Raw genomic sequence first — 21,270 nt, forward strand, 5'->3', positions numbered from 1 at the left:
CAAGTAATGCGGATGGGTCGGTGATTGATTCGAATTCATTCTTCCACTTTCACCCGACATGCAAGATGACATTTTTCGCATGTGCGCCATGCCCTATCGGCATGGCTTGCGTCCCCCTGCCCAACGAGAGTGTGAAATCTACCTACGCGGCAACATCGCCTTTAATGCATACCAAAAAGGCATGCGACCTATCAAAAACAAGCAATGGTGCATATGTCAGCTGTCGATGACGATGTGTCACACCTCATTGGTGCTGCTTGGCACCACTCGGTGACCCGCACATTCCACTTCAGTCCGCTTGGAGCTTCACTGTGAAAAAAATCTTGCGAATCGCCACCGCTCTTAGCTTGGCGACACTCTCCTGCGGTGCATTCGCCGCTACAACTAGCTGTGACACATCGCATTCCATGAGCATTCAACTGCTCGGTTCTGGTGGCCCAATCTCTGACGACGCTCGTGCATCATCGGGGGAGATAGTCTGGATTGATGGAAAGTCGCGACTGCTCATTGACGCTGGCGGTGGTACGTACCTGCGCTTTGGTCAGGCGCATGCCCGATTGGAAGACCTGAACTTCATCGGCATTTCGCACTTCCACACAGACCATAGCGTCGACTTACCCGCCATCTTGAAGGGCGCGTATTTTATGGCCTCGGGCCACACAACCGCACTGGTCGGTCCGGATGGATCTGACTCATTCCCGAGCATGACGGAATTCTTCCATGACACGTTTGCTGCCAAGACGGGCTCGTTTGCCTATCTCGAGGGTCTGCATGATGGCAGTGATGGGCTGAATCTAAAGGTCAGCCCGATTATCAACGTGGATCGCCACGCCGAGAAAGCCTCCCTCGTTTATCAAGACGCCGAGGTTAAGGTTTATGCGTACGGCATTCCGCACGGTGATGTGCCGACCCTGGCGTTTCGCATCGAAGGCAAGTGCGGCACGATCGTGATCTCCGCGGATCAGAACGGCAGCCGTGCCGGGTTCGTCGACTTTGCCAAGGGCGCTGACATTTTGGTTATGCCGGCTGCCATCGATGACGATGCCGACGACACCTCTAAATTCCTCCATGCAACACCCACGGTCGTTGGCAAGATTGCCGCAGCCGTCAATCCCAAAATGCTCATCCTCAATCACTTCATGGGTAAGTCTTTGAAGAATAAGGATAGCAACGTCGAAATTATCAAACGCTACTACCACGGCCCGGTTTACGCAGGTCGTGATCTGTCGCGCTTCGAAATGCCATGACTCAGGAGCATCCAATGAAACACACCTTCGCACTATCCATCGCCGTAGCTTCGCTCGCCTCGCTCGCCGTCATCAGCCAGCCGGCTCACGCCGGTGAAACCCCACCACCGGCCACTGCCAAGACCACCACGGGTGGTGGCAAGTGTGCCAGCGGTAAGTGCGGCACCGAGAAGATCTACGGCCAGGCCAAACTCAGTCAGGACCCACAGGGTCGCTTGGTCCGCACACGTGACGGTAAATGTGGCCTGACCGCTGAGGGTTACGACATCGCCGAAACGACCCAGAAGAAGCTCTCCGAAGGGGTTTGTGGCCAATGATCATCCAAGGACGAGGGCTTGGGCTCCGACGTGAGTTTGCCTCGTCTCTCGCCAACGGCCCCATCCGGAATGACTTCGACTTTTTGGAAGTCGTACCCGACAACTGGATGGGGTTGGGTGGAGAGAGCATGGAACAACTCGACGCCATCGCGGATAAATATCCAATGGTTGCACACAGCTTGAGCCTGTCCATCGGCGACGCACAACCGCTGGATATGAATTACTTGAGCGCAGTGAAGACCTTCCTGGACAACTACGACATTGCGATCTATAGCGATCACGTCAGCATGTCACGCGATAGCCGCGGCTACCTTTACGAGCTGATTCCGGTAAGTCGCACGCAGGCCAGCCTGCAGCTGATGGTCGATAAGATCAAGGCAGTGCAGGATTACCTGTCCCGGCGTATCGCGCTGGAGAACATCTCCTACTACTACGATGAGGAGGGGCAGATGGCCGAGACCGAATTCATCGCTCGGCTGATCGACGCCTCAAGCTGCGGGCTGCTATTGGATGTCAACAATGCGTATGTGAACTCGCGCAATCACGGATTCGATCCGCACGCATTCATAGATGCATTACCAACGGATGCGGTGACTTACTTTCACGTTGCCGGCCATCTGGATAATGGTCCTCAAGAGCGGGTCCTGGATACCCATGGAACCGACGTTTCGGTCGCCGTGCTTAATCTGGGTGCCTATGCGGTTCATCGGTTCGGTGAGCAGCCCATTGTGCTGGAGCGCGACAACAATATACCCAGCCTTGACGAGCTATGTGAGGAACTGCGCGGCATCCATGAGGCCATGACCGGCTCGACCGGGAAACTGCAATGAACGTTCGCATCGCACCAGAGGTCACCAGCGAAGCAGAGCGTCGGTGTCAGGCCGTTCGCCGCGGTGATCTCGGCCCGTATGGAGAGTTGGTCCGGGTGAACGCGCAAGAGCTAGTCACCACGATGTTCCCACGGTTTACCCAACATCGCGGTGCCGAGCGCCTGCGCCAGGATATCGACGCATTTTACAAATGCTTTGGCGCAACGCGGGCCGAATTCATTCACCTTGCGACCGAGTTTGTCCGCTTCATGCAGCCGCGCCTGCCGCCAGGTATCGGGCGGCCCCTTATCGAGTACGAATGGATGCTGTTTGACGTAGAGGTCGATAAGACCCCAGTCCCCTATCCCGATGGACAGGAGGCGCGTCGCCCAACCCATGTTTACCTCAACCCCACCGTGCGATGGCTGGCCACTCCCTTTGATCTGCATACGGACGACCAACATGCGGCGCAGGCACTGCTAAACCACGATGCGCCTTATGCCTATGCCATCTTTCGCACATTCGACCATAGGGTCATGACGCAAAGGCTTTCAAATCACGACATCGCAGAACTGTCCTCCTTCACAGACGGCGAGCGGCTCATATCGCCACAAGAGTCAGCACACTGGTTCACCCACGCGCTTGCGCACGAACTCATTACTTCACACCACGAATAGTAAGGCATCACCATGGCTAAACTGATCGCACTTCTGAATCGCGGCCTCGAAAAGTCCAAAAAGTTGGATTTCGTAGCGCTCCTTTCCATCCGTTTGTATCTGCTGCCGACCCTCTACGAGGGCGCCCACGCCAAAGTTACCGGTTTCAGTGGACTGGTCGAGTGGTTCGCCACTCCAGCGGCTCAAGGCGGTCTCGGCATGCCTTTGCCCACGCTGATGGCCACGCTTGCTACGGGAACCGAAGTAGCAGGACTGATCTGCATTGCCCTGGGTCTGTTCACCCGCATCGTCACTATCCCATTGGCGATATTGATGACCGTCGCCGGTCTGGCTGTCCATTGGTCCCACGGCTGGGCCGCGATTGCCGACAAATCCACCGAAGCCAGTATGCGGCTCAGTGGTCTCATGACTTGGCTGCAACAATCCTTTCCGGGCCGCTTCAACTATGTAACGGAATTGGGTGACCCAATAATCCTCAACAACGGCATCGAATTCACGGTGACCTACGCCATCATGATTATGGTGCTGTTCTTCTATGGCGCAGGTCGCTATGTCAGCGCAGACCATTGGCTGGCCAAGATCTTCCCGCGTTGGCCGAAGTGACCATATAGCTAGCGTGGCGGTTCGATTCAGGACGCGCCAGGTAGCCCCTTGGTCAATGTCACCAGGCATTTTCATCAACGGCCGGCGACGGGTAACAGCTAAACCCAAGCCGGGCCCGTGGGTTCCGTTTAATTAGCTTTGGGCTGAGTTCGCTACTCAGCCCTTTTTTTGCCTCTTCACAAAGTTCCAAAAGACACAGAAACGAGAACGCCATTTGATTGATGATATTCGCGCGAGCACATACATCTGATAAGGCGCTCTCATCCGGCTCACCCGAGCAAGGAGAGTAATTCGCGCTCGGCCGGCCCATCAGGGACAGCCGCGCGACGCACAATACTCAACGTTCGGCGTAGCGTGAGCTGCGCGCAGGGTAGAGGGATGAGTACGTCATTGGCCACTTCATCGGTGATACTGATGGAGGGCAGCCAAGCGATACCGCCACCATGAATGGCAGCCTGTTTGATGGCCTCGGTGTTGCCAAACTCCATGATTGATCCTTGCTGCACACCCAGGTCTTCGAGTACTGCCGCCACCAATTCGCGGGTGCCCGATCCCACCTCGCGCATCAGCAATGGCTCGTCATCGATATCCCCGGGTTTAATGGCGGTAGCATCGGCCAACCGGTGCCACGCGGCGACCACTGGCAGCAAGTCGTCCTCGCGAAAACGGGTAGCGGTCAATCCTTTTATATGCAAAGGACCTTCAATAAAGCCCAGCGAATAGCGCATATCTGCAACGGCTTCAGAAACCTGTTCCGTGTTATTCACGAAAAGACTGACCTTTACACCTGGGTTGTTATTGCGAAAACGTGCAAGAACGCGCGGCAAGACATAGGTGCCGATAGTGCTGCTCGCCGCTATGGATAAGTGCCCAATCTTGGCGCTTTCGAGTTCCTTCATTGCTAGGTCAGCCGTTCTGGCAATATCAAAGAGCCGATCGGCATATCCGGCAAGAACGTCGCCGGCATGCGTCAAACGCATACCACGCGGTTGGCGTTCAAAAAGTGTTAGACCGAAGCGCTCCTCAAGTTTTCGCAATTCGCGAGACAACGCTGGTTGCGAAATGTGCAACGCCTTTGCACAGGCCGTGATGCTGCCGGTCTTGGTAATCGTATGAAAGATTAAGAGATGATGAAGGTTCATTTAAGGGAAATAATCATGGCTATAAGCGAATGCTGGCGGGTACTCAGACGTTCCAGGATCTGGACGATGCAGTCAGCGCTAATGAAACAGCACTCACTTGGCACCCAGGCTGAGTAAATAAAGAGAGGTCATGCAGGAGGTCAGGTTGGCCGCTGACCTCAGGCTCGCAAGCCTGAGGCCGCTATTGATGAGTTGACTATTTAGCCAAAGACGCCAGGCATGGCGAGACGAAAAGATGTCCTCGATACGCGCCAGCAATCGTCCTGGAAACCACGATCAACCACAGGACCGCCAACACCAACACCAAGCATCCGCCAAAAACATTGAAAAAGATGGAATGCAGAATAGCGCCCAACTTGAGAGTCGTGAGGGCATAGACGCCGATAGGAAAAGTAAACCCCCACCACCCCAGATTAAAAGGAACACCCGCCTTAAAGTAACGGACCGTGATGAGGGTGGCCATTGCCATCCACCACAACCCTAGGCCCCAGAAAAGAATGCCGGAAATCAGGCCAATGCCTTGAGCAACCTCGCCAATCCCTTGCAATCCCTGCACCGAAAAGATCGCGGGAGCGTCACTGCCTATGACCAGCATGCCCAACGCACCCGTACCGATAGGCCCCAGGGATAACCAGCTGGATGCAGCCATGCTTTCGTGGGGAAGTTTGTGCAACGCCATGCGCAACAGCAGGATGACCAGAATGCTCAGCGCGACAGGAACCGAATAGGCCCACAGTACATAGCTGGTAATCAACATAACAAATTGCGCGCCGGTATCGAGCAGGTGCGGAGCCAGCGCCCCACCACTTGCAGCCGCGACTTCCGCAGCGACAACTGGCAGCAACCAGACGGCCGTCATTTGATCGATGCTGTGCTCTTGACGGGTGAACATCATGTAAGGAATCAGCACACCGCAAGCGAGCGCCATGACCACATCAATCCACCATAGGGCCTCAGCCAACGGTATGACCGCTGAGCCCCAACGAGCACCGCCGAACACTATAAGACCATTGATAAGGGTCGCAAGCCCCATCGGAATAGTGCCGAAGAACATCGAGACCGTGGAGTGCCCGAAGATCTGCTTGGCCTCGTCAAAAAACATGATCCACCGAGCCATGTACATCGCACTGAAGGTACAGAACAGAAGGATATTGAACATCCAGAGCCCTTCAGCAATGGACCTCAAGCCAGGGATGGCTAGAGGAAACTGAGCCAGGGCCAAGGCAAGAATGCCGGTGCCCATGGTCGCTGCAAACCAGTTCGGCGTGAATTGGCGTATCGCATCGCGAGGTCGACTCAAATGGCTAAGGGGTTTGGCTCCCGCATTGATAGTTGCGAGATCTTTAAGCGACATGACAATCTTCCTGATGTATGTGTGGCTGAGCGTGCGCTCATTTTTTGGGTGAGTTGCTTATCGCAATTTCGCGGTTCGGCAAAGAACAGCCTCTTCGGGCAACTCTCGACTTTTTGAAGAGGCTGTATCCAGTATCAGAATGTTGGTCAGTGCGACTTCATCCCCGCCGCCTGCATGAACAGTCGGATCAGCATGGCAAACACACCTAGTGCCGCCACGCTGCCCACATAAATCACCAGCATCCAGCCCAACTTCTGCCGCAGTAGTGGCTTATGCTCGGCCGGTTCAACAATTGTCTTACTGTCCATTGGAGCAGCCCTCTGCTAGTGGTAACCGTCTTCGTGGGTAACCTTGCCGCGGAACACGTAGTAGCTCCAGAAGCTGTAACCCAGGATGAACGGGATAGTGAACAAGGTACCCAGCAGGAGAAAGCCCTGGCTTTGCGGTGGGGCAGCAGCCTCCCAAATTGAAATGGACGGAGGCACGATGTTCGGCCACAGACTGATGCCCAAACCGCTGTAGCCGAGGAATACCAGCAGCAGGGTCAGCAGGAACGGCGTGTAGTGCGCGTTGCGCGCCACCGCCTTGAGCAGGCACCAGGTTGTGATCAGCACCAGAATCGGCACCGGCAGGAACCAGAACAGGTTCGGCAGGATGAACCAGCGAGCGGCAATCTCGGGATGGGTGAGTGGCGTCCAGATACTGACGATAGCGATTACCGCCAGCAGCACGAGAACCAGCGGCCGAGCCAGGTTATGCATCCGTTCTTGCAACTTGCCTTCGGTTTTCATGATCAGCCAGGTACAACCCAGCAAGGCATACGCGACGATCAGGGCCAGGCCACAAAACAGGCTGAAGGGTGTCAACCAGTCCAGCTCACCACCAGCGAACTGCCGATTGACCACCGGTATACCATCGATGAACGCCCCCAGCGCCACGCCCTGGAAGAATGTGGCGACCAGCGAACCACCGATGAAGGCTTTGTCCCAGATATGACGCTTGTGTTCTTTGGCCTTGAAGCGGAACTCAAAGGCCACGCCCCGGAATATGAGCCCGAACAGCATCAGAATCAGCGGCAGATATAATGCCGATAATACCACCGAGTAAGCCAGCGGGAAGGCACCGAGCAGCGCCGCGCCACCCAGTACGAGCCAGGTCTCGTTACCGTCCCAGATGGGGGCGACGGTGTTCATCATCACGTCACGATCGGTCTTGCCCGGAATGAACGGAAAGAGAATGCCAATCCCCAGGTCGAAGCCGTCCATGATCACGTACATCATGATGCCGAAAATGATGACCACGGCCCAAATCAATGGAAGATCAATACCCATAACTCAGTTCCCCTTCTTGTTCGGGCTAAGGCGGTGATCGCCTTCAACGGTGTCGTCGGTAGCGGAAAGACCAGAACCTGCGTGTCTGATTTCTGCGCCTTCGTTGGTCTTCGGACCTTTGCGCACCAGGCGCATCATGTAGCCGAAACCGGTACCGAACAGCGCGAAATACACCACCACAAACAGCACCAGGGTAAGGCTCATCTGTGCCACGCTGTGGTTTGAGGAAGCATCGGCAGTACGCAACAGGCCATACACCACCCACGGTTGACGACCGATTTCGGTGGTGAGCCAACCGGCGAGAATCGCGATCAAACCGGACGGCCCCATGAACATCGCCAAGTACAGAAAGGGGCGGCACTGGTAAAGCGTTCCGCGTTTGCGCAACCACAAGCTCCACAATCCGGTGAAGAGCATCAACATGCCGAGGCCGGCCATCACCCGGAACGACCAGAACACGATGGTCGAGTTCGGGCGATCTTCAGGGGCAAACGATTTCAGGGCGGGAACCTGTTTCTCCAGGCTATGGGTCAGTATCAGACTGCCCAGGTATGGAATTTCGACGGTGAATCTAGTCTTCTCGGCTTTCATGTCCGGCCAGCCGAACAGAATCAGCGGTGTCGGTTCGTTACCACGGTTTTGCCAATGCCCTTCAATCGCAGCGATTTTTGCCGGCTGATGTTCCAGCGTATTCAGGCCGTGCATATCACCGACCATGATCTGAATGGGCATGACGATCAACGCCATCCACATGGCCATCGACAGCATGGTGCGGATCGCCGGGTTATCACGGCCGCGCAACAGATGCCAGGCAGCCGATGAACCGACAAAGAAGGCGGTGGCAACAAACGCAGCGATCGACATGTGTGCGAGGCGGTAGGGTAACGATGGGTTGAAAATGACCGCCAGCCAATCCGTCGGAATCACCTGCCCGTTAACGACTTCGAAGCCATTGGGGGTTTGCATCCAGCTATTGGACGCCAAAATCCAGAAGGTCGATATCAGCGTTCCAAGAGACACCATTACGGTCGAGAAAAAATGCAGTCCGCGCCCGACGCGGCCCCAGCCGAACAACATCACACCCAGAAAGCCCGCCTCAAGAAAGAAGGCGGTGAGCACCTCATAGGTAAGCAGCGTCCCGGTGACGGGACCGGCGAAGTCCGAAAAGCGACTCCAGTTGGTACCGAACTGATAGGCCATCACAATGCCGGACACCACGCCCATGCCGAAGTTGACCGCAAAAATCTTCGACCAGAAGTGGTACAGATCACGGTAGGTGTCGTTACGGGTCTTGAGCCACAACCCCTCAAGAACGGCCAGGTAACCCGCCAAACCGACGGTGATGGCCGGGAACAGGATATGGAACGACACCGTAAATGCAAACTGCATTCGCGCCAAGTCTAATGCCTGTAGGTTGAACATAACTGCCCTCTTATATGCAGATAAAGCATGACTGCAACAGTACTTTGAAGTAAGTGACTGCGCTCTACATTACCGATGTACTTTCTCTGCCGAGATGGCACGCGGAACCACGAAAGATAAGCCGGCTCAAGTCTTTTAAATCAGCAAAAGATCATAAACCAAACTTCAACCACCAGAATTGAATACAAAACGCAATTCATTGGAACACAGTGAGTCTTGACTTAAAGACTCCGTCTTTGAATGAGTGTTAAACCACGCGAAACTGACCCTCCATAAAACCCCACAGTTCGCTTTTTCCAGGAACTATAGAAATGGAGCTCAGCAAAGCCATTAAGAACAGCTACGACCTGTACGATGCTCATACTTCTTATGCGTGATAACGCGCTTTAGTAATCCTTCTGATGTGAAGCTGTGTAGTTTAAGTCATTTTCTTATCGGCTTTTTACCGTATTATCGGCAAGCCTTATCGATTTTTCCGATAAGGCTTTTAACGGGGCATCTCTGTCGTGAACATGACGCTTAACTCAACATTTAATCAAGGCGATGCTACAAGGCACAAACAGCTGTCGACAATCATGACCCATGAGGTGATTGAGGCTCGATTAACTCAGCAGTATGGCGAACGGAGTGCGTATAAAAAATCGAGGTTAAATCGCCGACAAGCGTAGACGCCCGAAACTATGACAAAGTTCAGGACATTTTTTCTTTCGTGTACGCCGGCATTAGGGTTCTTTAACGGAGGGAAGAGGTGCAGTTTCTCGGAAAAAACGACCTACCGATTTCATAAATTAAAGCCTGGCGCTACAGGTAAACGATCTCCATCATCAGGGTTGCGTTATAACTGCCAACCGCAGGTAACTCCTGTACGCCGAGTACCGGCTTGACCGAAAGCTTGAGATTCAGCGCTGTCGCCTCGACCAAGAACGTCAGTGGCTCGCCAAAATTGAGATCCACTTCGCGGACAGTGCCTGTCACGTCGCTCAGACGGGTTTTCAATCCCAGTTTGTCCAACGTGGTACGCAACGTAGAGGCGTCGTAGGCGCCGTTGCCGGCAGTGAAGCGCAATTGCACCTTACTGCCCTGCGTACATTGGAAACCCAGGGCAACGTCTGTCCACTCGTTAAGCCCCATTTTCAATGAGTTGAGACTCACGCTGGGAAGATCAACGCTTTGCGTCGCCCCAAAATTGGCGGTACAGGGCGGCTTGATAAGGCTGCCGCTGATGTCGAGACGAGTGGTATCGGCGGCTATGGTCTTGGTGGAGCAAAGCATGACCGCAGACAATAACGTCCCCCACAGCATCACCCTGATGACCGTTGACATATCACAGGTACTCGATATTGATCATCGTCGAAGCACTGAAATTACCTTCGGTAAGCGCACCCGTCGCAACGAGCTTTGCCTTCATGCTCAAGTCTACGGTGCCGCTTTGCTTGGTCAGCGTACGTTTTGCCCCTGTGATATCAACTTCCGAGCTGTCGCTGTTCAGCGTCAGCGTATACGCCAGATTGGCCTTGTCTGTTGCCGCCTGGGTGGTCGAGCCAGCCATGACGCCCGATGCCTTGACGCTGACACTCAAAGAAGAGTTCGCCGGGCAAGTCAGCGTAACGGGCACTGGGATCACCGGCGCGGAGGAAACCTGGTCATAACGCAGGCTGCCGAAATTCACACTCAACGTCTTGCTGCTGGTCACCGTGCAAGGCGGCCTGGTGAGCGTGCCAGATACATTAATGGTGACAGTATCGGTAATCGCGAGTGCAGACCGGCAGGTCAGCATCACGACAACTGCAGCGGTCAGCGAGAAAGGCAATTTCATGATCGAGTTCCTTTAGAAGATCAGGGATAGACAATGTTCAGTGTGTACTGGCTGGAAAAATCCCCGACAGGGGAACTGCCAGCATTGAGCTTGGGACGGAATCCAAGTTGGATGAGGTTGCTACCCTTGTTCATTGCAAAATTGCGCGGTGTGTTAAAGACAACGGCAGAGGTGCTGTCGACCCATGTGGCGGCCATGGATAAACCGTCAAGGGTAGTTGCGGATACACCAGGGGAACCATTGACCGCGCTTTGAGTCGGTACAAGCGTGACATTGACCTGCGTGGCTGCGCTGCAGCTCAAGCTGATTTCAGCCACCTGCTGCGACGAGGCGAAGTCGTTGCTCGTAAGCGCACCGAACCCAAGGGCAAGATGGGACGCTGAGCTGATGGAGCAAGTAGGTTGAACAACCGTGTAGGCGAAATTCACCACCCCGATGGCGACTTTACTCGCGAAAGCCACATCGGTTCCATATAAGGTCACCCCTCCAAAATAAAATCCTGGCGTGGTCCTAGTGGTCCCAGAGATGATGAAATCGTATGAAAGAGTATCACCGACGTCTAGGTACCCGTCACAATTGCCCGGTTCAAAACAAGCAGTATTTGCTGGAGCACTCTCATAGGGCACGTCATAACCAGTTGCCGCCGCCACTACCGTTAAGTCTCGCCCCGTGTTGGACTGCCCATGCTGGGCTTGGGTGTAGTATCCACCTAGCGCAATGATTGAGTTGACTTTGCAAGTTCCTGCAAAGCGGGTCTGGAAAGGACTAAGTGGAATGACCTCTTTTAGATTCACGGTCATCTCGGTGTTGCTGCAAGTTAAACTAAGCACCGGGTCCGCAGACATAGCGTATCGACTGGCCAGACTGCAAAAAACAATTAAAAAGCAGCACCGGATTTTTCTTATCCAGATAAATTTTCCCATTGTCAGATCACGCATAGGACCACCTCATTCGTTATGGTCAGCCATTATTTTTTTGGAGGGAGTGCAAGTGACCTTGAACTGACCAATACCCGTTGCCGGCAGGCTGTATTGTTTTAAGTCCAGGTCCTCGCTACACCAAAGTTTTTCGTTAACCTTGATGACCAGTCGGAATTTGTCCGGCACGCCGGTCAGGAACACCCTGCCCTTGTCTGCAATCATCGCGTCGCTGAGCAAGTTGTCTTCCAGATCGAATACTTGGGCTTGTGCTGCAAACGGCGCGGGCGTGCCCTGCTGTGTGGTGACACTGACCAGCAGGCGACGACCGTTATGGGTCTGAAAATTGGCCAACACGAAAGCGCCGCGGTTAGGCGTGACTTCCTGGACCAGTGCAGGAATATCGACATCATCGGATAACGAGTCAGTGTTGAGCGACACTCGGTTATTACGATAAGGTTGGGCCGACGAAATAATCGTGTAGCCACTGCTGTTGGTCTTGACGCCGCTTCGGGTCAACACGCCGACATCGGCGGCACCGGGTGTGGCCACGATAATGTTCGTTTCCCCCAGCGGCTGAGAAAACATCACTGTATCCCGCGTGGCGACGACAGCCCCTTCTACGCCAAAGTCCAATTGCCGATTGTTTTTATCGCTGTTGTACGAACCGTGCCAAATTCCATTGGCACCGTTGTAACGTGCGGCAACCGAACCTCCCACGACCCGTTCATCATTACTGACCTGCTGGTTGACGCCCAAGGTGTAGGACAGCGCATCGTCCTGGAACTTGGAGCCGCTGAAAGTGGCTGAGCGAGTGGCTCCGCCGTTGGAATCCTGGGTGCTGCTCAAACCAATACGGCTGCTGCTGCCAGGCTGTCCCAGAGGAATGCTCACACTCAAGGACAGGCTGCGAGTGTCATCACCGCTGCTGTTGTTCTGCGCCAGCCCCAGGTTGTAAGAGGCATAGCCCACGCTGAAACTGTAACCCAGCTGCAACGACGTGTTGCTCTGGGCCATATTCCAGTAATCGGTCTTGGTAAGGCTGGCGAACATGCCACCGTAATCGCCTAATTGCTGCGATACGCTGGCTGTAAAGCTGCTTTTCATATGGCCTTGCAGGTACGGCGAAAATGCCCGGCTGCTGTCCAGGGCATCATCGACATAGGGGGTTAACGAACGATTACTGCGCGCATTGACCGCCTCATTGAAGCTGTAATAACCGCTCGTGGAATAGCGATAGCCAATCAGGCTGAAGTTGGTATTAGTCAGGTCTAACGTCTTGGAATAGCGAAAACGATAGGACTGACCCGAAAGCGTTTTAGCCTCAGCCCCCATGTCATCGCTGACCGCATGGGTCACGTCGATGGAAATCGCACCGACGCCGGCAAAATCATAAGCAAAACCCAATAGCGATGATTTGTATTGATCACTGACTATGGCGCCGCCAAACAGCGTCGTGCCGTCGCTCAATCCGCGGCGCAACGTGCCCAGCACAAAGGCTGGTTTTTCCTGGCTGATCGCCCCATCAGCCGGTCGATACTGCCCTGCCGTCAACGAGTAGCTTTGCTGGCCTTCACGCATCATGTAGGGCACCGAAGAAAATGACTGGGTGTAGACCTGACGCTCGCCATTGGGGCCTTCAACACTCACCTCGATATCGCCATTACTGGAAGTTGAATAAAGATCCTTTAAGGCGAACGGACCGGAAGGCACCCATTGTTCACTGATCACGTAACCGCGCTGGCGTAACGTGACCAATGATCGACCGTTTGCCACGCCACGCACGACGGGCGCGAAGTTGCGCGAGTCTTCAGGCAGCATGTCCAGGTCCGACTCAATGCCGACACCGCGAAAGGAAATGGAGTCGAATAATTCGCTATCGGTAGAGCTCTCGCCGATTGTGGCAATGGCCATCATGTCGCCCAGATCGCGCTGGGCATAGGAATCTACCGATTTCCAATTGCCCTCGACGTTGGTGCTTTTCTGCCAGGTCGAAAAATTACGCAAGCGCCAGGCACCAGTATTGATACCGCTGCGCAAACTACCGAACTGTGACTGACGATTGCCGTACGGCGCTTCGTAATGGCTACCGGAAAAATTATAGTTGGAGAAGGCTACTTGCTCCCCGTCACTCCAGCTTTTACGCCTGACTGCAAACGGAACGCTGCCGATGTACGCCTGCGGAATCTGCAGATCCAGATGCTGCTTATGAAAGTCGTAGCTATAGGTGATATCAGCCAAATCACTGTTGAAGTAGACACATTGGTCGGCACTGATATCGGCCTGAGCAAGCCGACTCGATTCAACCCCCAACGCTGCCAGGTCATCAACACTGAAACAGGGGAACAATCCCGTGGGAGTCGGTTTCTGATTCGCTGCTTCCTGAACGAATCGTACGTCACGTTGCTCTACCTTCCGATTATCGACGGTCACATTGACACGGTACACGCCCGGCAATTGCCCCTTGCTCATGGTCTTGACTTGCTCAGCAACTTCGGTCGAAGTGCTACCTCCGCCAATTTCCAGAAATGAAGCATCGAAGCTGTAATCCGCGTAAACCACAGGGGTTGTCAATCCTGAAGTAATCAGGGCAAAGCAACTCCAATACTTGGGTAGGCGCGCATAGGCACACATGCGCAAACGAGGCATGAGAGAGTCCTTTCTTTAAGATTTAGAACCTTAATGCTCAGTGAACTGTGACGGGATCTACCTTGACGGTGCTGCCGTATTCATTTATGTAACTTAGTACAATTTTATCGCCCGATTTAAGTGCTTGTGCGGACTGCAGCGTACTAGCGGGCTTAATGACTTCAGGAAAATCTTTGTTAATGGTGTTATTAACCAATACCTCACTCACCACTACATTAAAACCTGAGCGATTACTAACACTCAGTTTGCCATCGTCAACGTTCCACTGCAGTTGATCGACAGCCTCCTTCAATGATCCCTTCAAGTGTTCCGGACGATAAAAAAGTTTGATCGTCGTTTTCAATGCAATCTGCAGTACGTTCTGACTGTGCTGCTCGGGGCCCACCGCCGGGATAGCCTTGACATTGATAAAGAACAAACTCTCCCTATCGTCGGGCAAGTGCTGTACGTTGGTTGCGATTATTCGCAGAATATTCTGACTTTTCGCATCGAGTCTAAACAACGGCGGAGTAATAATAAATTCATCGGCACTGGTGTCGCGATTGTCATAAGGACTTACCCAAGACTGAACCAAATAAGGCGAATCATCATCGGTATTGGCCAGAGAGAGATTCGCCTCTTTGTCTTTACCTTGATAAACCACGCGTGTGGTGCCCACGTTGACGCCCGCCTGAAGCTGGGGCAACCAAAAACACGCCGCCAGAGCCGTAATGGCCGCAACTTTTAAGCGCATGATAAATAGTCCTCGGTTAACACCAGGGCTCGCTGCTGAATGCGACCCCTGGCGTTAATATCATGATTACTTGTAGGTCACATCGAAACTGGCCAGTGCATTCACCTGACCGGTGCCGATACCGCGAACACCAGGCTTGCCATCAGCACCCTCTGTGTCTGCAACCAGACGCACATAGGATGCGGTGAAATCAAAGGTATTGGACTGCGGGCGCAACACGTAATCCGTGCTGGCGGTGTTGAGGGATAGCTTGGCTCCGGTGCGGGCATCGTTGATTTGAATACCGACCCCCGCTACCTGATTGGCACCGGTCATGCCCAGGATCGTTGGATCGGAAGACGATTGCTGTCCGCGGAAGGTGATCGCCGCATTTTTCAACGTCGCACTGCTGCAGTTTTCCAGCGAGATGGAAAACGGAACGGATCCAGCGGTGGCGCCGACCGTGTTGGCAAAGTCACCCACGCGGACCTGCCCCAAATCGACCGACTTCTTCACGTTTTCGGTACTGATGGTACAAGCGTTGTCGTTGATCGAACCCGTGAATTCAACTTGGCCGTCCGATGCCTGCGCGCTGACGGCGGCCATCAGGATCAACAATGAGGAACCACACAGAGCGGTGCATTTACAGATACTCTTAACCATGAAAGTTACCCTTAGCTGTAGTAGATGTGCCATTACATCATTTAACGTCCCTGTTCCACGGCTTGCCGTAGCAGGTGATTCAATGATGTACTGGCACATGCACCCAGCCCATAAGACGATTCTTAAACGTCACTAATCTGCACGAATAAAAATGCGCGGCAAGGCAACAATGCTGTTCACTTACTTACTACCGGTAGTCGCATGCGCTCATGCACGCTCTCGTTTGTTCCCTAAGAAGATCAGGCAATCCACTTTCGATCTCCGGTAAAGCAGATGGTCAACCATCGTGTCGCGTCCGGCTTGCCAAGCTTGGCGGAAATCTGTTCCCTGAGTGCATCTAGCTTTCCCACATCCTGCAATTGATAGTCCATCGGCAACACTACATGAATTTCGATAAACCGCGCGCGTCCATGTTTCTGAACATACGAGACGTATTCGGAAAAACCCTGATTAGCTTTAACCTCGTCCATCACTCGGCGAACTTTTTCATCTAGCTGATCTGGGACGATCCCAAGTACATCGCGTAACGCTGGCCTTAAGATCTTATGCGCCGGTGCGAGCATGCTCAGCCCCAACAGGATCAGGATAGATGGATCGACGTAAGCGGCCCATGCGCCATAGCCTTGCGACTTGAGCACCAACGCGGTGAGAAAGCTAACCAGCAAGCCGATCGAAAGCATTGCATCCACCAGCCAACTGATATTGTCGAACTGGATCAGCGAAGATTTCAACGTACGATTGCGATAGCGGACGTAGAAGAAATAGCCCAAACAGACGATGCTAAGCAGTGCAGCAAAAGGGATCACTATGCTCAATTCGACTTCGCGACCACCATTGATTATGCCGAACATACCGCTGAGGAAGGCGTAAATTGCAATCAATAACAGAAAGCTGCCCTCGATGAGCAGTACCATCGGTTCCAGGTGCCAGAAGCCAAACTGGAAGCGCTGGTTGCTTTCCTTGGCAATCAACTTGGCGGTGATCAGCATTAGAACTTTGATGAAGGTTGCGACCAACGAAAAAAACCCATCGAACAAAATCGATTGGGAGCCAGAAAAAAAACCCGTGATGATAGCGGCAATTGCCACAGCAAACATCAGAGCGGTCGATTGTTTGAGCATTGCCTGCTCAACACGGTTACTCACATAGCCTCCTACGACATAATTCAACTCGCCGCATAGCGCAGCTAGTCTTGCGAAGCTTAGTCTACACCACAGCCTTTTACGCAGCCCCGAGAAATATACTAGCAAATGTATATAAGAATCGTCCTATATACGAACACACAATCCTTGTCCCGGAAAGCTGCCATAGGGCTACAAAGAAATAATTATTGATATTTAGGAATCGTCTTATGTTCCTATCGTTATAGCTGTGTAGTAGCGTGATCAATCAATGAAAATCGTCATATGAAAATACCAAAAGCCTGACCGAGCCAGACAGTCCTCTGCGGCTTATAAATTCTTACGACACTAAACTAAAGCGATGCGACCTCTACGTCAGCGAATAAACACAAAGAACGCCAGTTTTAGGAATCGCCTGATACCCGCTCAAATACCCTATCGATAGGGTAGTCAGATGAAACTGAAGAACTACCTTTACCAGATCAATCCCCTCCTCTCTACGCCAAATGCCGCAAGACGTTTGTTGCGTATTTTTGGCGTGGTTTTGCTCGTTGGCATACTAAGCGGCGTCTACAGTTTTCTGCTGCTGACGTTCAACGCCGAAGTGTCGCGCAGACGCAGCCACATGAGCAGTGCAATTGCTGAAGCCCATACCTTTTTCACCACCCGCGAAGCGCTGCTCGAAAGCCTTAGCCTGTCGGCGATTCGCAAGCCCGATGGCGTAAAGCCGCAAGTATCACCGGAAGAAATCCATTTACTACTGGGCAATACGCGCGGCAAGCAATGGAGCATTTGGCTGAGCGAGCGGATTCGGCAATATCTGAGGAGCAAGCAGGTCAACTTGCTGTACGTCAGCAGTGGCAACAATCTTCAGGTGAAAAGACTTTATACGGCGACACCGATCGTGGCCGACTTTCCCCAGGCAATGCTCGAACGCTTGCAAGCGTTGAAAGGTGAGAATTCCAGTGCGATGGACGAGTTGTGGCTGACCAATCAATCGTCCAGTCATTCTCAGTTATACATATTCATTCGCCTTGATGCGCACGACCTCGATTCCGGGTGGTTGGGACTTGAGATGGACGGCCGCGAAGTATCCCATGCGTTGGATGATCAAAGCGCTGGGCAGTTCATGATGTTCAACCCCGACGGCATGCTGGTGTTCAGCAACAGTCAACCTGCACAGATCTGTAAAAATCTCATGCAAATGCAGCGTCAGAATTTCTTTGGCTTTGTTGGAAAACATTTCCTGCCCGATAATCTTGTGATGCGCAAACAATTGAAGTCATCCGACTGGCAGTTGGTCTACTCCATCGATTTGCGTGATGTGCTCATCGCACTATGGCCACGACTTGGCGGCGCCCTACTGTTCTGCCTGTTCAGCATCAGCCTTGTGTGGATTGTGATTCGACGCCTCGAAGATCGGTTTATCATGCCCACCATCAGTCGGATCCAGGCACTGGTCGAAAGCGAACTATTCAGTAGCGACGTGATTCAGACCGCACCCGTTGCGCTGTGTGTACTGCGGCGCGCCAACGGCCAGGTGGTGCTGGAAAACACCTTGTCACAGCAATGGCTGGGCCAGAGTGGTGAGCGTGAACGGCTCAGTCCGCGCTGGATCTACCAGGCATTCGATGAGATGAACCCGCAAGTCACTGACTACTTCGAAGCCGCCGACGGCCGTCACCTGTACCTGAGTTGCGCGCCCACCCGTTACAAGGGCGAAGACGTCTTGCTCTGCGCCTTCAGTGACATCAGCACCCGCACTCAGATTGAAGATGCGCTGGATCAGGCGCGGCAACTGGCCGATGCAGCGAACGAAGCAAAAACCCTGTTCCTGGCCACCATGAGTCATGAAATCCGCACGCCTTTATATGGCGTGTTGGGCACCTTGGAATTGCTGGCCCGAACCGAATTGGATGCGCAACAAACCAACTATCTGCGCACCATCGAAGGATCATCTGCGACGCTGTTGCAATTGATCTGCGATGTACTCGATGTATCGAAGATCGAAGCCGGGCAACTGGCACTCGAACTCACAGAGTTCAGCGTACTCGAACTGATTCACGAAGTGATCCAGGGATACGCAGCAGCAGCCCACGGCAAGGGCCTTGATCTATACGCGGTGATTGATCCGAAATTGCCGGAACGGATGATCGGCGATGTGTCGCGCATCCGCCAAATTCTCTACAACCTGCTGAGCAACGCCGTCAAATTCACCGACGCGGGTCATATCGTCCTACGCGTGAGTCTGATTGGCCGCGACGGCGAGCGCGCCAACTTGTTCTGGCAAGTCTCGGACACTGGAAAAGGCATCACTCAGGAGGACCAGACACGAATTTTTGAACCCTTCTACCAAACTCGCGGCCACGCCAACGTGATCGCCGGTACTGGCCTCGGTCTGCCCATCTGCCAGCGCCTCACTCACTTGATGAATGGCAGTATCCGCGTGGTCAGCGAACCCGGACTAGGTAGCAGTTTTTCGCTGACTCTCTCTTTGGAACAGCCCTCAAGCCCCGCGTTGAATGACAGTTTCACGCCGCTGTTGCCAAAAGTGGTGTTTGTGCTTTCACCCGTTCGCGAACTCGCGGAAGCCATGAGCGGCTGGTTGCGTCGATGGGGCGCACGCCCGCAACTCGATCGCCCTTCGCGCGGCGCCGATACGCCAGACAGCGTGCTGCTTGAGTTGCATCCCGGTTGCTACGAAGCGCGCGTGGCCCCTGAATGGACGGGGCAGCTGGTGATGGCCACCGGCGAGGGCTACAACGAACCCCAAGCAGGTTCCGGCGGCTGGGTCGTCAACATCAACTATCTGGAGGCCATTCATCAGGCCGTCAGCCGGGCCCAAGGGCTTTCGGCAATCAAACCGGAAAATGACAACCTGCAATGGCAGCTGAAAAAGTTGCATTTGCACATACTGGTGGCTGAAGACAACGTCATCAACCGGTTGATCCTGCATGACCAATTACAGGAACTAGGGTGTACGGCAGAACTGGCCGGCAATGGTGAGGAGGCACTGACGATGTGGCGCAGAGGTCGCTTCGACATGATTCTGAGCGACGTCAACATGCCGCGCAAAAATGGCTACGAACTTGCGCGAGAGTTGCGCCGCCTGGGTTGCAACGTGCCGATCATCGGCGCAACCGCCAACGCCATGCGCGGCGAAGAAGCCCTGTGTCTGGCTGCTGGAATGAACCATTGTCTGGTCAAACCTTTCACGTTGCAGGCCTTACACAACCAACTGGCGCCTTACGAAAGAACTTCCAATGAAACCACTTAGTATCCTGATCGTTGAAGATCACCCGTTCCAGCAACTGTATTTACGGAATCTGTTCAGCGAGCTGGGAGACTTTGAGCTGAAGTTCGCTCAAGAAGGCAGCGTAGCGCTGGACTGCCTGAAAAGGCGCGACTTCGATCTGGTGCTGACTGATTTGCTGATGCCGGGGATGGACGGCGTCCAGTTCATTCAGGGTTTGGCAGAATCAGGTTCGAGGCCCGCGCTGGCGATCATGAGCGTCGCCTCCCGACGCATGCTGACCAGCGCCAGCCTCGCAGCGCGCAATCTAGGCGTCAGCGTCATCGGCCTGATTTCTAAACCGGTCAAGAGCGGTGCATTGCGTAAGCTAACCGAGCAGTTGAGAAAAACGCATCAAGCCACCCAGCCTCCGCCCGGCCCGAAAATTGATCACCTGGCGATACTCGCGGGTCTGGACAACGGTGAATTGCAAGCCTGGTTCCAGCCAAAAAAGTCGCTGACCAACGGCCGTATCGTCGCAGCAGAGGCGCTGGCACGCTGGATCCATCCCGAGCATGGGGTGCTTTTGCCGGGTATGTTTCTGCCCGCCTTCAAGGCGTTTGGCCTGGAGGAAAGCCTGCTCTGGTGTATTCTCGAGCAAGCGATGAAGGCACAGAAACTATGGGACGTTCAAGGCTACGCGATTCCCGTGTCAATCAACTTGCCCACCCACTTGCTTAACAGTCCAGACCTGCCGGACCGGATTCTGCAATTTGTCCTCAAGCACCATGGCGTCCCGGCGATGATCTGTTTTGAACTGATGGAGTGTTCGATGCCCGACGATATCAGCAACTTCTACGCTGGTGCGTGCCGATTGCGCATGAAGGGATTCGGGCTTTCGCAGGATGATTTCGGTCAGGGCTACAGTTCGTACATGAATCTGGTGTCGACGCCGTTCACCGAACTGAAGATTGACCGGGCGCTGGTGCACGGCTGCGGCGAAAATGAAGAGTTGACTCTGGCCCTGACCAGCATCGTCGCACTTGGACGTCAGTTGGGTCTCACGGTGGTGGCCGAAGGCGTGGAAACAGCACAGGAGCTGGCGCTATTGCGTAGAATCAACTGCACTCAGGTTCAGGGTTTTCTCATTTCCCATGCGGTGTCATCATCCGAATTTCAGCAACTGCTGACCCAGGACGGCCCGGCTGTAGTGGATTGAATCCCTGGCGCACAGATTCTGTTTGCATCAGAGGTAGCG

19 protein-coding genes are annotated in these 21,270 nt (G+C 53.8%); 7 read left to right on the plus strand and 12 right to left on the minus strand.

Annotation, left to right across the window (positions count from 1 at the left end):
- Positions 1 to 311 precede the first annotated feature (311 nt).
- Genes AB4N43_RS10540 through AB4N43_RS10560 form a run of 5 tightly spaced genes read left to right on the plus strand, consistent with a single transcriptional unit; the run spans position 312 to position 3,653 of the window.
- Positions 312 to 1,247, plus strand: a complete 936-nt coding sequence (locus tag AB4N43_RS10540) for an MBL fold metallo-hydrolase (protein ID WP_008041663.1) — start codon at positions 312 to 314, stop codon at positions 1,245 to 1,247.
- Positions 1,248 to 1,261: 14 nt separating this feature from the next.
- Positions 1,262 to 1,564, plus strand: coding sequence for a hypothetical protein (locus AB4N43_RS10545; protein WP_008041665.1), 303 nt, complete (start codon positions 1,262 to 1,264; stop codon positions 1,562 to 1,564).
- A complete protein-coding gene (locus tag AB4N43_RS10550; protein WP_008041667.1) occupies positions 1,561 to 2,394 on the plus strand; it encodes an MbnB/TglH/ChrH family RiPP precursor modification enzyme in 834 nt (277 codons plus the stop codon). The genes AB4N43_RS10545 and AB4N43_RS10550 overlap by 4 nt, the downstream gene beginning before the upstream one ends.
- Entirely contained in the window at positions 2,391 to 3,050 is a 660-nt protein-coding gene (locus AB4N43_RS10555; protein ID WP_008041669.1) for a putative DNA-binding domain-containing protein, read from the plus strand. The genes AB4N43_RS10550 and AB4N43_RS10555 overlap by 4 nt, the downstream gene beginning before the upstream one ends.
- A gap of 12 nt (positions 3,051 to 3,062) precedes the next feature.
- Entirely contained in the window at positions 3,063 to 3,653 is a 591-nt protein-coding gene (locus tag AB4N43_RS10560) for an HvfX family Cu-binding RiPP maturation protein (protein ID WP_008041676.1), read from the plus strand.
- Positions 3,654 to 3,922: 269 nt separating this feature from the next.
- On the opposite strand, the gene AB4N43_RS10565 is transcribed toward AB4N43_RS10560, so the two are convergent.
- The 12 genes from AB4N43_RS10565 to AB4N43_RS10620 all read right to left on the minus strand — a co-directional run bounded on the left by AB4N43_RS10565 (position 3,923) and on the right by AB4N43_RS10620 (position 16,804).
- The gene (locus tag AB4N43_RS10565; RefSeq protein WP_032832643.1) at positions 3,923 to 4,795 is read right to left on the minus strand and encodes a LysR family transcriptional regulator; all 873 of its coding nucleotides are present in this window, start codon (positions 4,793 to 4,795) and stop codon (positions 3,923 to 3,925) included.
- A 196-nt stretch (positions 4,796 to 4,991) separates the two neighbouring features.
- Complete coding sequence (locus AB4N43_RS10570) at positions 4,992 to 6,149, minus strand: TDT family transporter (RefSeq protein WP_127929381.1); 1,158 nt, start codon at positions 6,147 to 6,149, stop codon at positions 4,992 to 4,994.
- A 146-nt stretch (positions 6,150 to 6,295) separates the two neighbouring features.
- Positions 6,296 to 6,457 (minus strand): DUF2474 domain-containing protein, encoded by a 162-nt coding sequence (locus tag AB4N43_RS10575; protein ID WP_008041684.1) that lies wholly within the window; start codon positions 6,455 to 6,457, stop codon positions 6,296 to 6,298.
- Between the two features lie 15 nt (positions 6,458 to 6,472).
- Positions 6,473 to 7,480 (minus strand): cytochrome d ubiquinol oxidase subunit II, encoded by a 1,008-nt coding sequence (gene cydB / locus AB4N43_RS10580; protein ID WP_127929382.1) that lies wholly within the window; start codon positions 7,478 to 7,480, stop codon positions 6,473 to 6,475.
- A gap of 3 nt (positions 7,481 to 7,483) precedes the next feature.
- Entirely contained in the window at positions 7,484 to 8,902 is a 1,419-nt protein-coding gene (locus AB4N43_RS10585) for a cytochrome ubiquinol oxidase subunit I (protein WP_154946628.1), read from the minus strand.
- An 801-nt stretch (positions 8,903 to 9,703) separates the two neighbouring features.
- Positions 9,704 to 10,225: a fimbrial protein gene (locus tag AB4N43_RS10590; protein ID WP_154946629.1), complete on the minus strand. Its 522-nt coding sequence runs from the start codon at positions 10,223 to 10,225 to the stop codon at positions 9,704 to 9,706.
- A gap of 1 nt (position 10,226) precedes the next feature.
- Positions 10,227 to 10,718 (minus strand): fimbrial protein, encoded by a 492-nt coding sequence (locus AB4N43_RS10595; protein ID WP_127929385.1) that lies wholly within the window; start codon positions 10,716 to 10,718, stop codon positions 10,227 to 10,229.
- 20 nt (positions 10,719 to 10,738) lie between these two features.
- Positions 10,739 to 11,656, minus strand: coding sequence for a fimbrial protein (locus AB4N43_RS10600; RefSeq protein ID WP_127929386.1), 918 nt, complete (start codon positions 11,654 to 11,656; stop codon positions 10,739 to 10,741).
- 9 nt (positions 11,657 to 11,665) lie between these two features.
- Positions 11,666 to 14,284, minus strand: coding sequence for a fimbria/pilus outer membrane usher protein (locus tag AB4N43_RS10605; protein WP_127929387.1), 2,619 nt, complete (start codon positions 14,282 to 14,284; stop codon positions 11,666 to 11,668).
- A 37-nt stretch (positions 14,285 to 14,321) separates the two neighbouring features.
- Positions 14,322 to 15,017, minus strand: a complete 696-nt coding sequence (locus AB4N43_RS10610; protein WP_127929388.1) for a fimbrial biogenesis chaperone — start codon at positions 15,015 to 15,017, stop codon at positions 14,322 to 14,324.
- A gap of 66 nt (positions 15,018 to 15,083) precedes the next feature.
- Positions 15,084 to 15,659 carry a fimbrial protein gene (locus tag AB4N43_RS10615; RefSeq protein WP_127929389.1) on the minus strand — a complete coding sequence of 192 codons (576 nt, stop codon included), beginning with the start codon at positions 15,657 to 15,659 and terminating at the stop codon, positions 15,084 to 15,086.
- A 239-nt stretch (positions 15,660 to 15,898) separates the two neighbouring features.
- Positions 15,899 to 16,804, minus strand: coding sequence for a cation diffusion facilitator family transporter (locus AB4N43_RS10620; protein WP_154946630.1), 906 nt, complete (start codon positions 16,802 to 16,804; stop codon positions 15,899 to 15,901).
- Between the two features lie 430 nt (positions 16,805 to 17,234).
- Here AB4N43_RS10620 and AB4N43_RS10625 point away from each other — a divergent pair, with 430 nt between their 5' ends.
- Together AB4N43_RS10625 and pvrR are read left to right on the plus strand one after the other, a co-directional pair.
- A complete protein-coding gene (locus AB4N43_RS10625; RefSeq protein ID WP_460153981.1) occupies positions 17,235 to 20,057 on the plus strand; it encodes an ATP-binding protein in 2,823 nt (940 codons plus the stop codon).
- Positions 20,044 to 21,231 (plus strand): response regulator cyclic di-GMP phosphodiesterase PvrR, encoded by a 1,188-nt coding sequence (pvrR, locus tag AB4N43_RS10630; RefSeq protein ID WP_008041712.1) that lies wholly within the window; start codon positions 20,044 to 20,046, stop codon positions 21,229 to 21,231. The genes AB4N43_RS10625 and pvrR overlap by 14 nt, the downstream gene beginning before the upstream one ends.
- Positions 21,232 to 21,270 lie beyond the last annotated feature (39 nt).

Source organism: Pseudomonas sp. S2_B07 (assembly GCF_054668435.1).

Coding starts and splice junctions, on each gene's coding strand:
- AB4N43_RS10625 (WP_460153981.1), top strand. CDS start 17,235: ATGAAACTGAAGAACTACCTTTACCAGATCAATCCCCTCCTCTCTACG.
- AB4N43_RS10600 (WP_127929386.1), bottom strand. CDS start 11,656: ATGCGTGATCTGACAATGGGAAAATTTATCTGGATAAGAAAAATCCGG.
- AB4N43_RS10585 (WP_154946628.1), bottom strand. CDS start 8,902: ATGTTCAACCTACAGGCATTAGACTTGGCGCGAATGCAGTTTGCATTT.
- AB4N43_RS10590 (WP_154946629.1), bottom strand. CDS start 10,225: ATGTCAACGGTCATCAGGGTGATGCTGTGGGGGACGTTATTGTCTGCG.
- AB4N43_RS10595 (WP_127929385.1), bottom strand. CDS start 10,718: ATGAAATTGCCTTTCTCGCTGACCGCTGCAGTTGTCGTGATGCTGACC.
- AB4N43_RS10610 (WP_127929388.1), bottom strand. CDS start 15,017: ATGCGCTTAAAAGTTGCGGCCATTACGGCTCTGGCGGCGTGTTTTTGG.
- pvrR (WP_008041712.1), top strand. CDS start 20,044: ATGAAACCACTTAGTATCCTGATCGTTGAAGATCACCCGTTCCAGCAA.
- AB4N43_RS10570 (WP_127929381.1), bottom strand. CDS start 6,149: ATGTCGCTTAAAGATCTCGCAACTATCAATGCGGGAGCCAAACCCCTT.
- AB4N43_RS10560 (WP_008041676.1), top strand. CDS start 3,063: ATGGCTAAACTGATCGCACTTCTGAATCGCGGCCTCGAAAAGTCCAAA.
- AB4N43_RS10605 (WP_127929387.1), bottom strand. CDS start 14,284: ATGCCTCGTTTGCGCATGTGTGCCTATGCGCGCCTACCCAAGTATTGG.
- AB4N43_RS10575 (WP_008041684.1), bottom strand. CDS start 6,457: ATGGACAGTAAGACAATTGTTGAACCGGCCGAGCATAAGCCACTACTG.
- cydB (WP_127929382.1), bottom strand. CDS start 7,480: ATGGGTATTGATCTTCCATTGATTTGGGCCGTGGTCATCATTTTCGGC.
- AB4N43_RS10555 (WP_008041669.1), top strand. CDS start 2,391: ATGAACGTTCGCATCGCACCAGAGGTCACCAGCGAAGCAGAGCGTCGG.
- AB4N43_RS10565 (WP_032832643.1), bottom strand. CDS start 4,795: ATGAACCTTCATCATCTCTTAATCTTTCATACGATTACCAAGACCGGC.
- AB4N43_RS10550 (WP_008041667.1), top strand. CDS start 1,561: ATGATCATCCAAGGACGAGGGCTTGGGCTCCGACGTGAGTTTGCCTCG.
- AB4N43_RS10615 (WP_127929389.1), bottom strand. CDS start 15,659: ATGGTTAAGAGTATCTGTAAATGCACCGCTCTGTGTGGTTCCTCATTG.
- AB4N43_RS10545 (WP_008041665.1), top strand. CDS start 1,262: ATGAAACACACCTTCGCACTATCCATCGCCGTAGCTTCGCTCGCCTCG.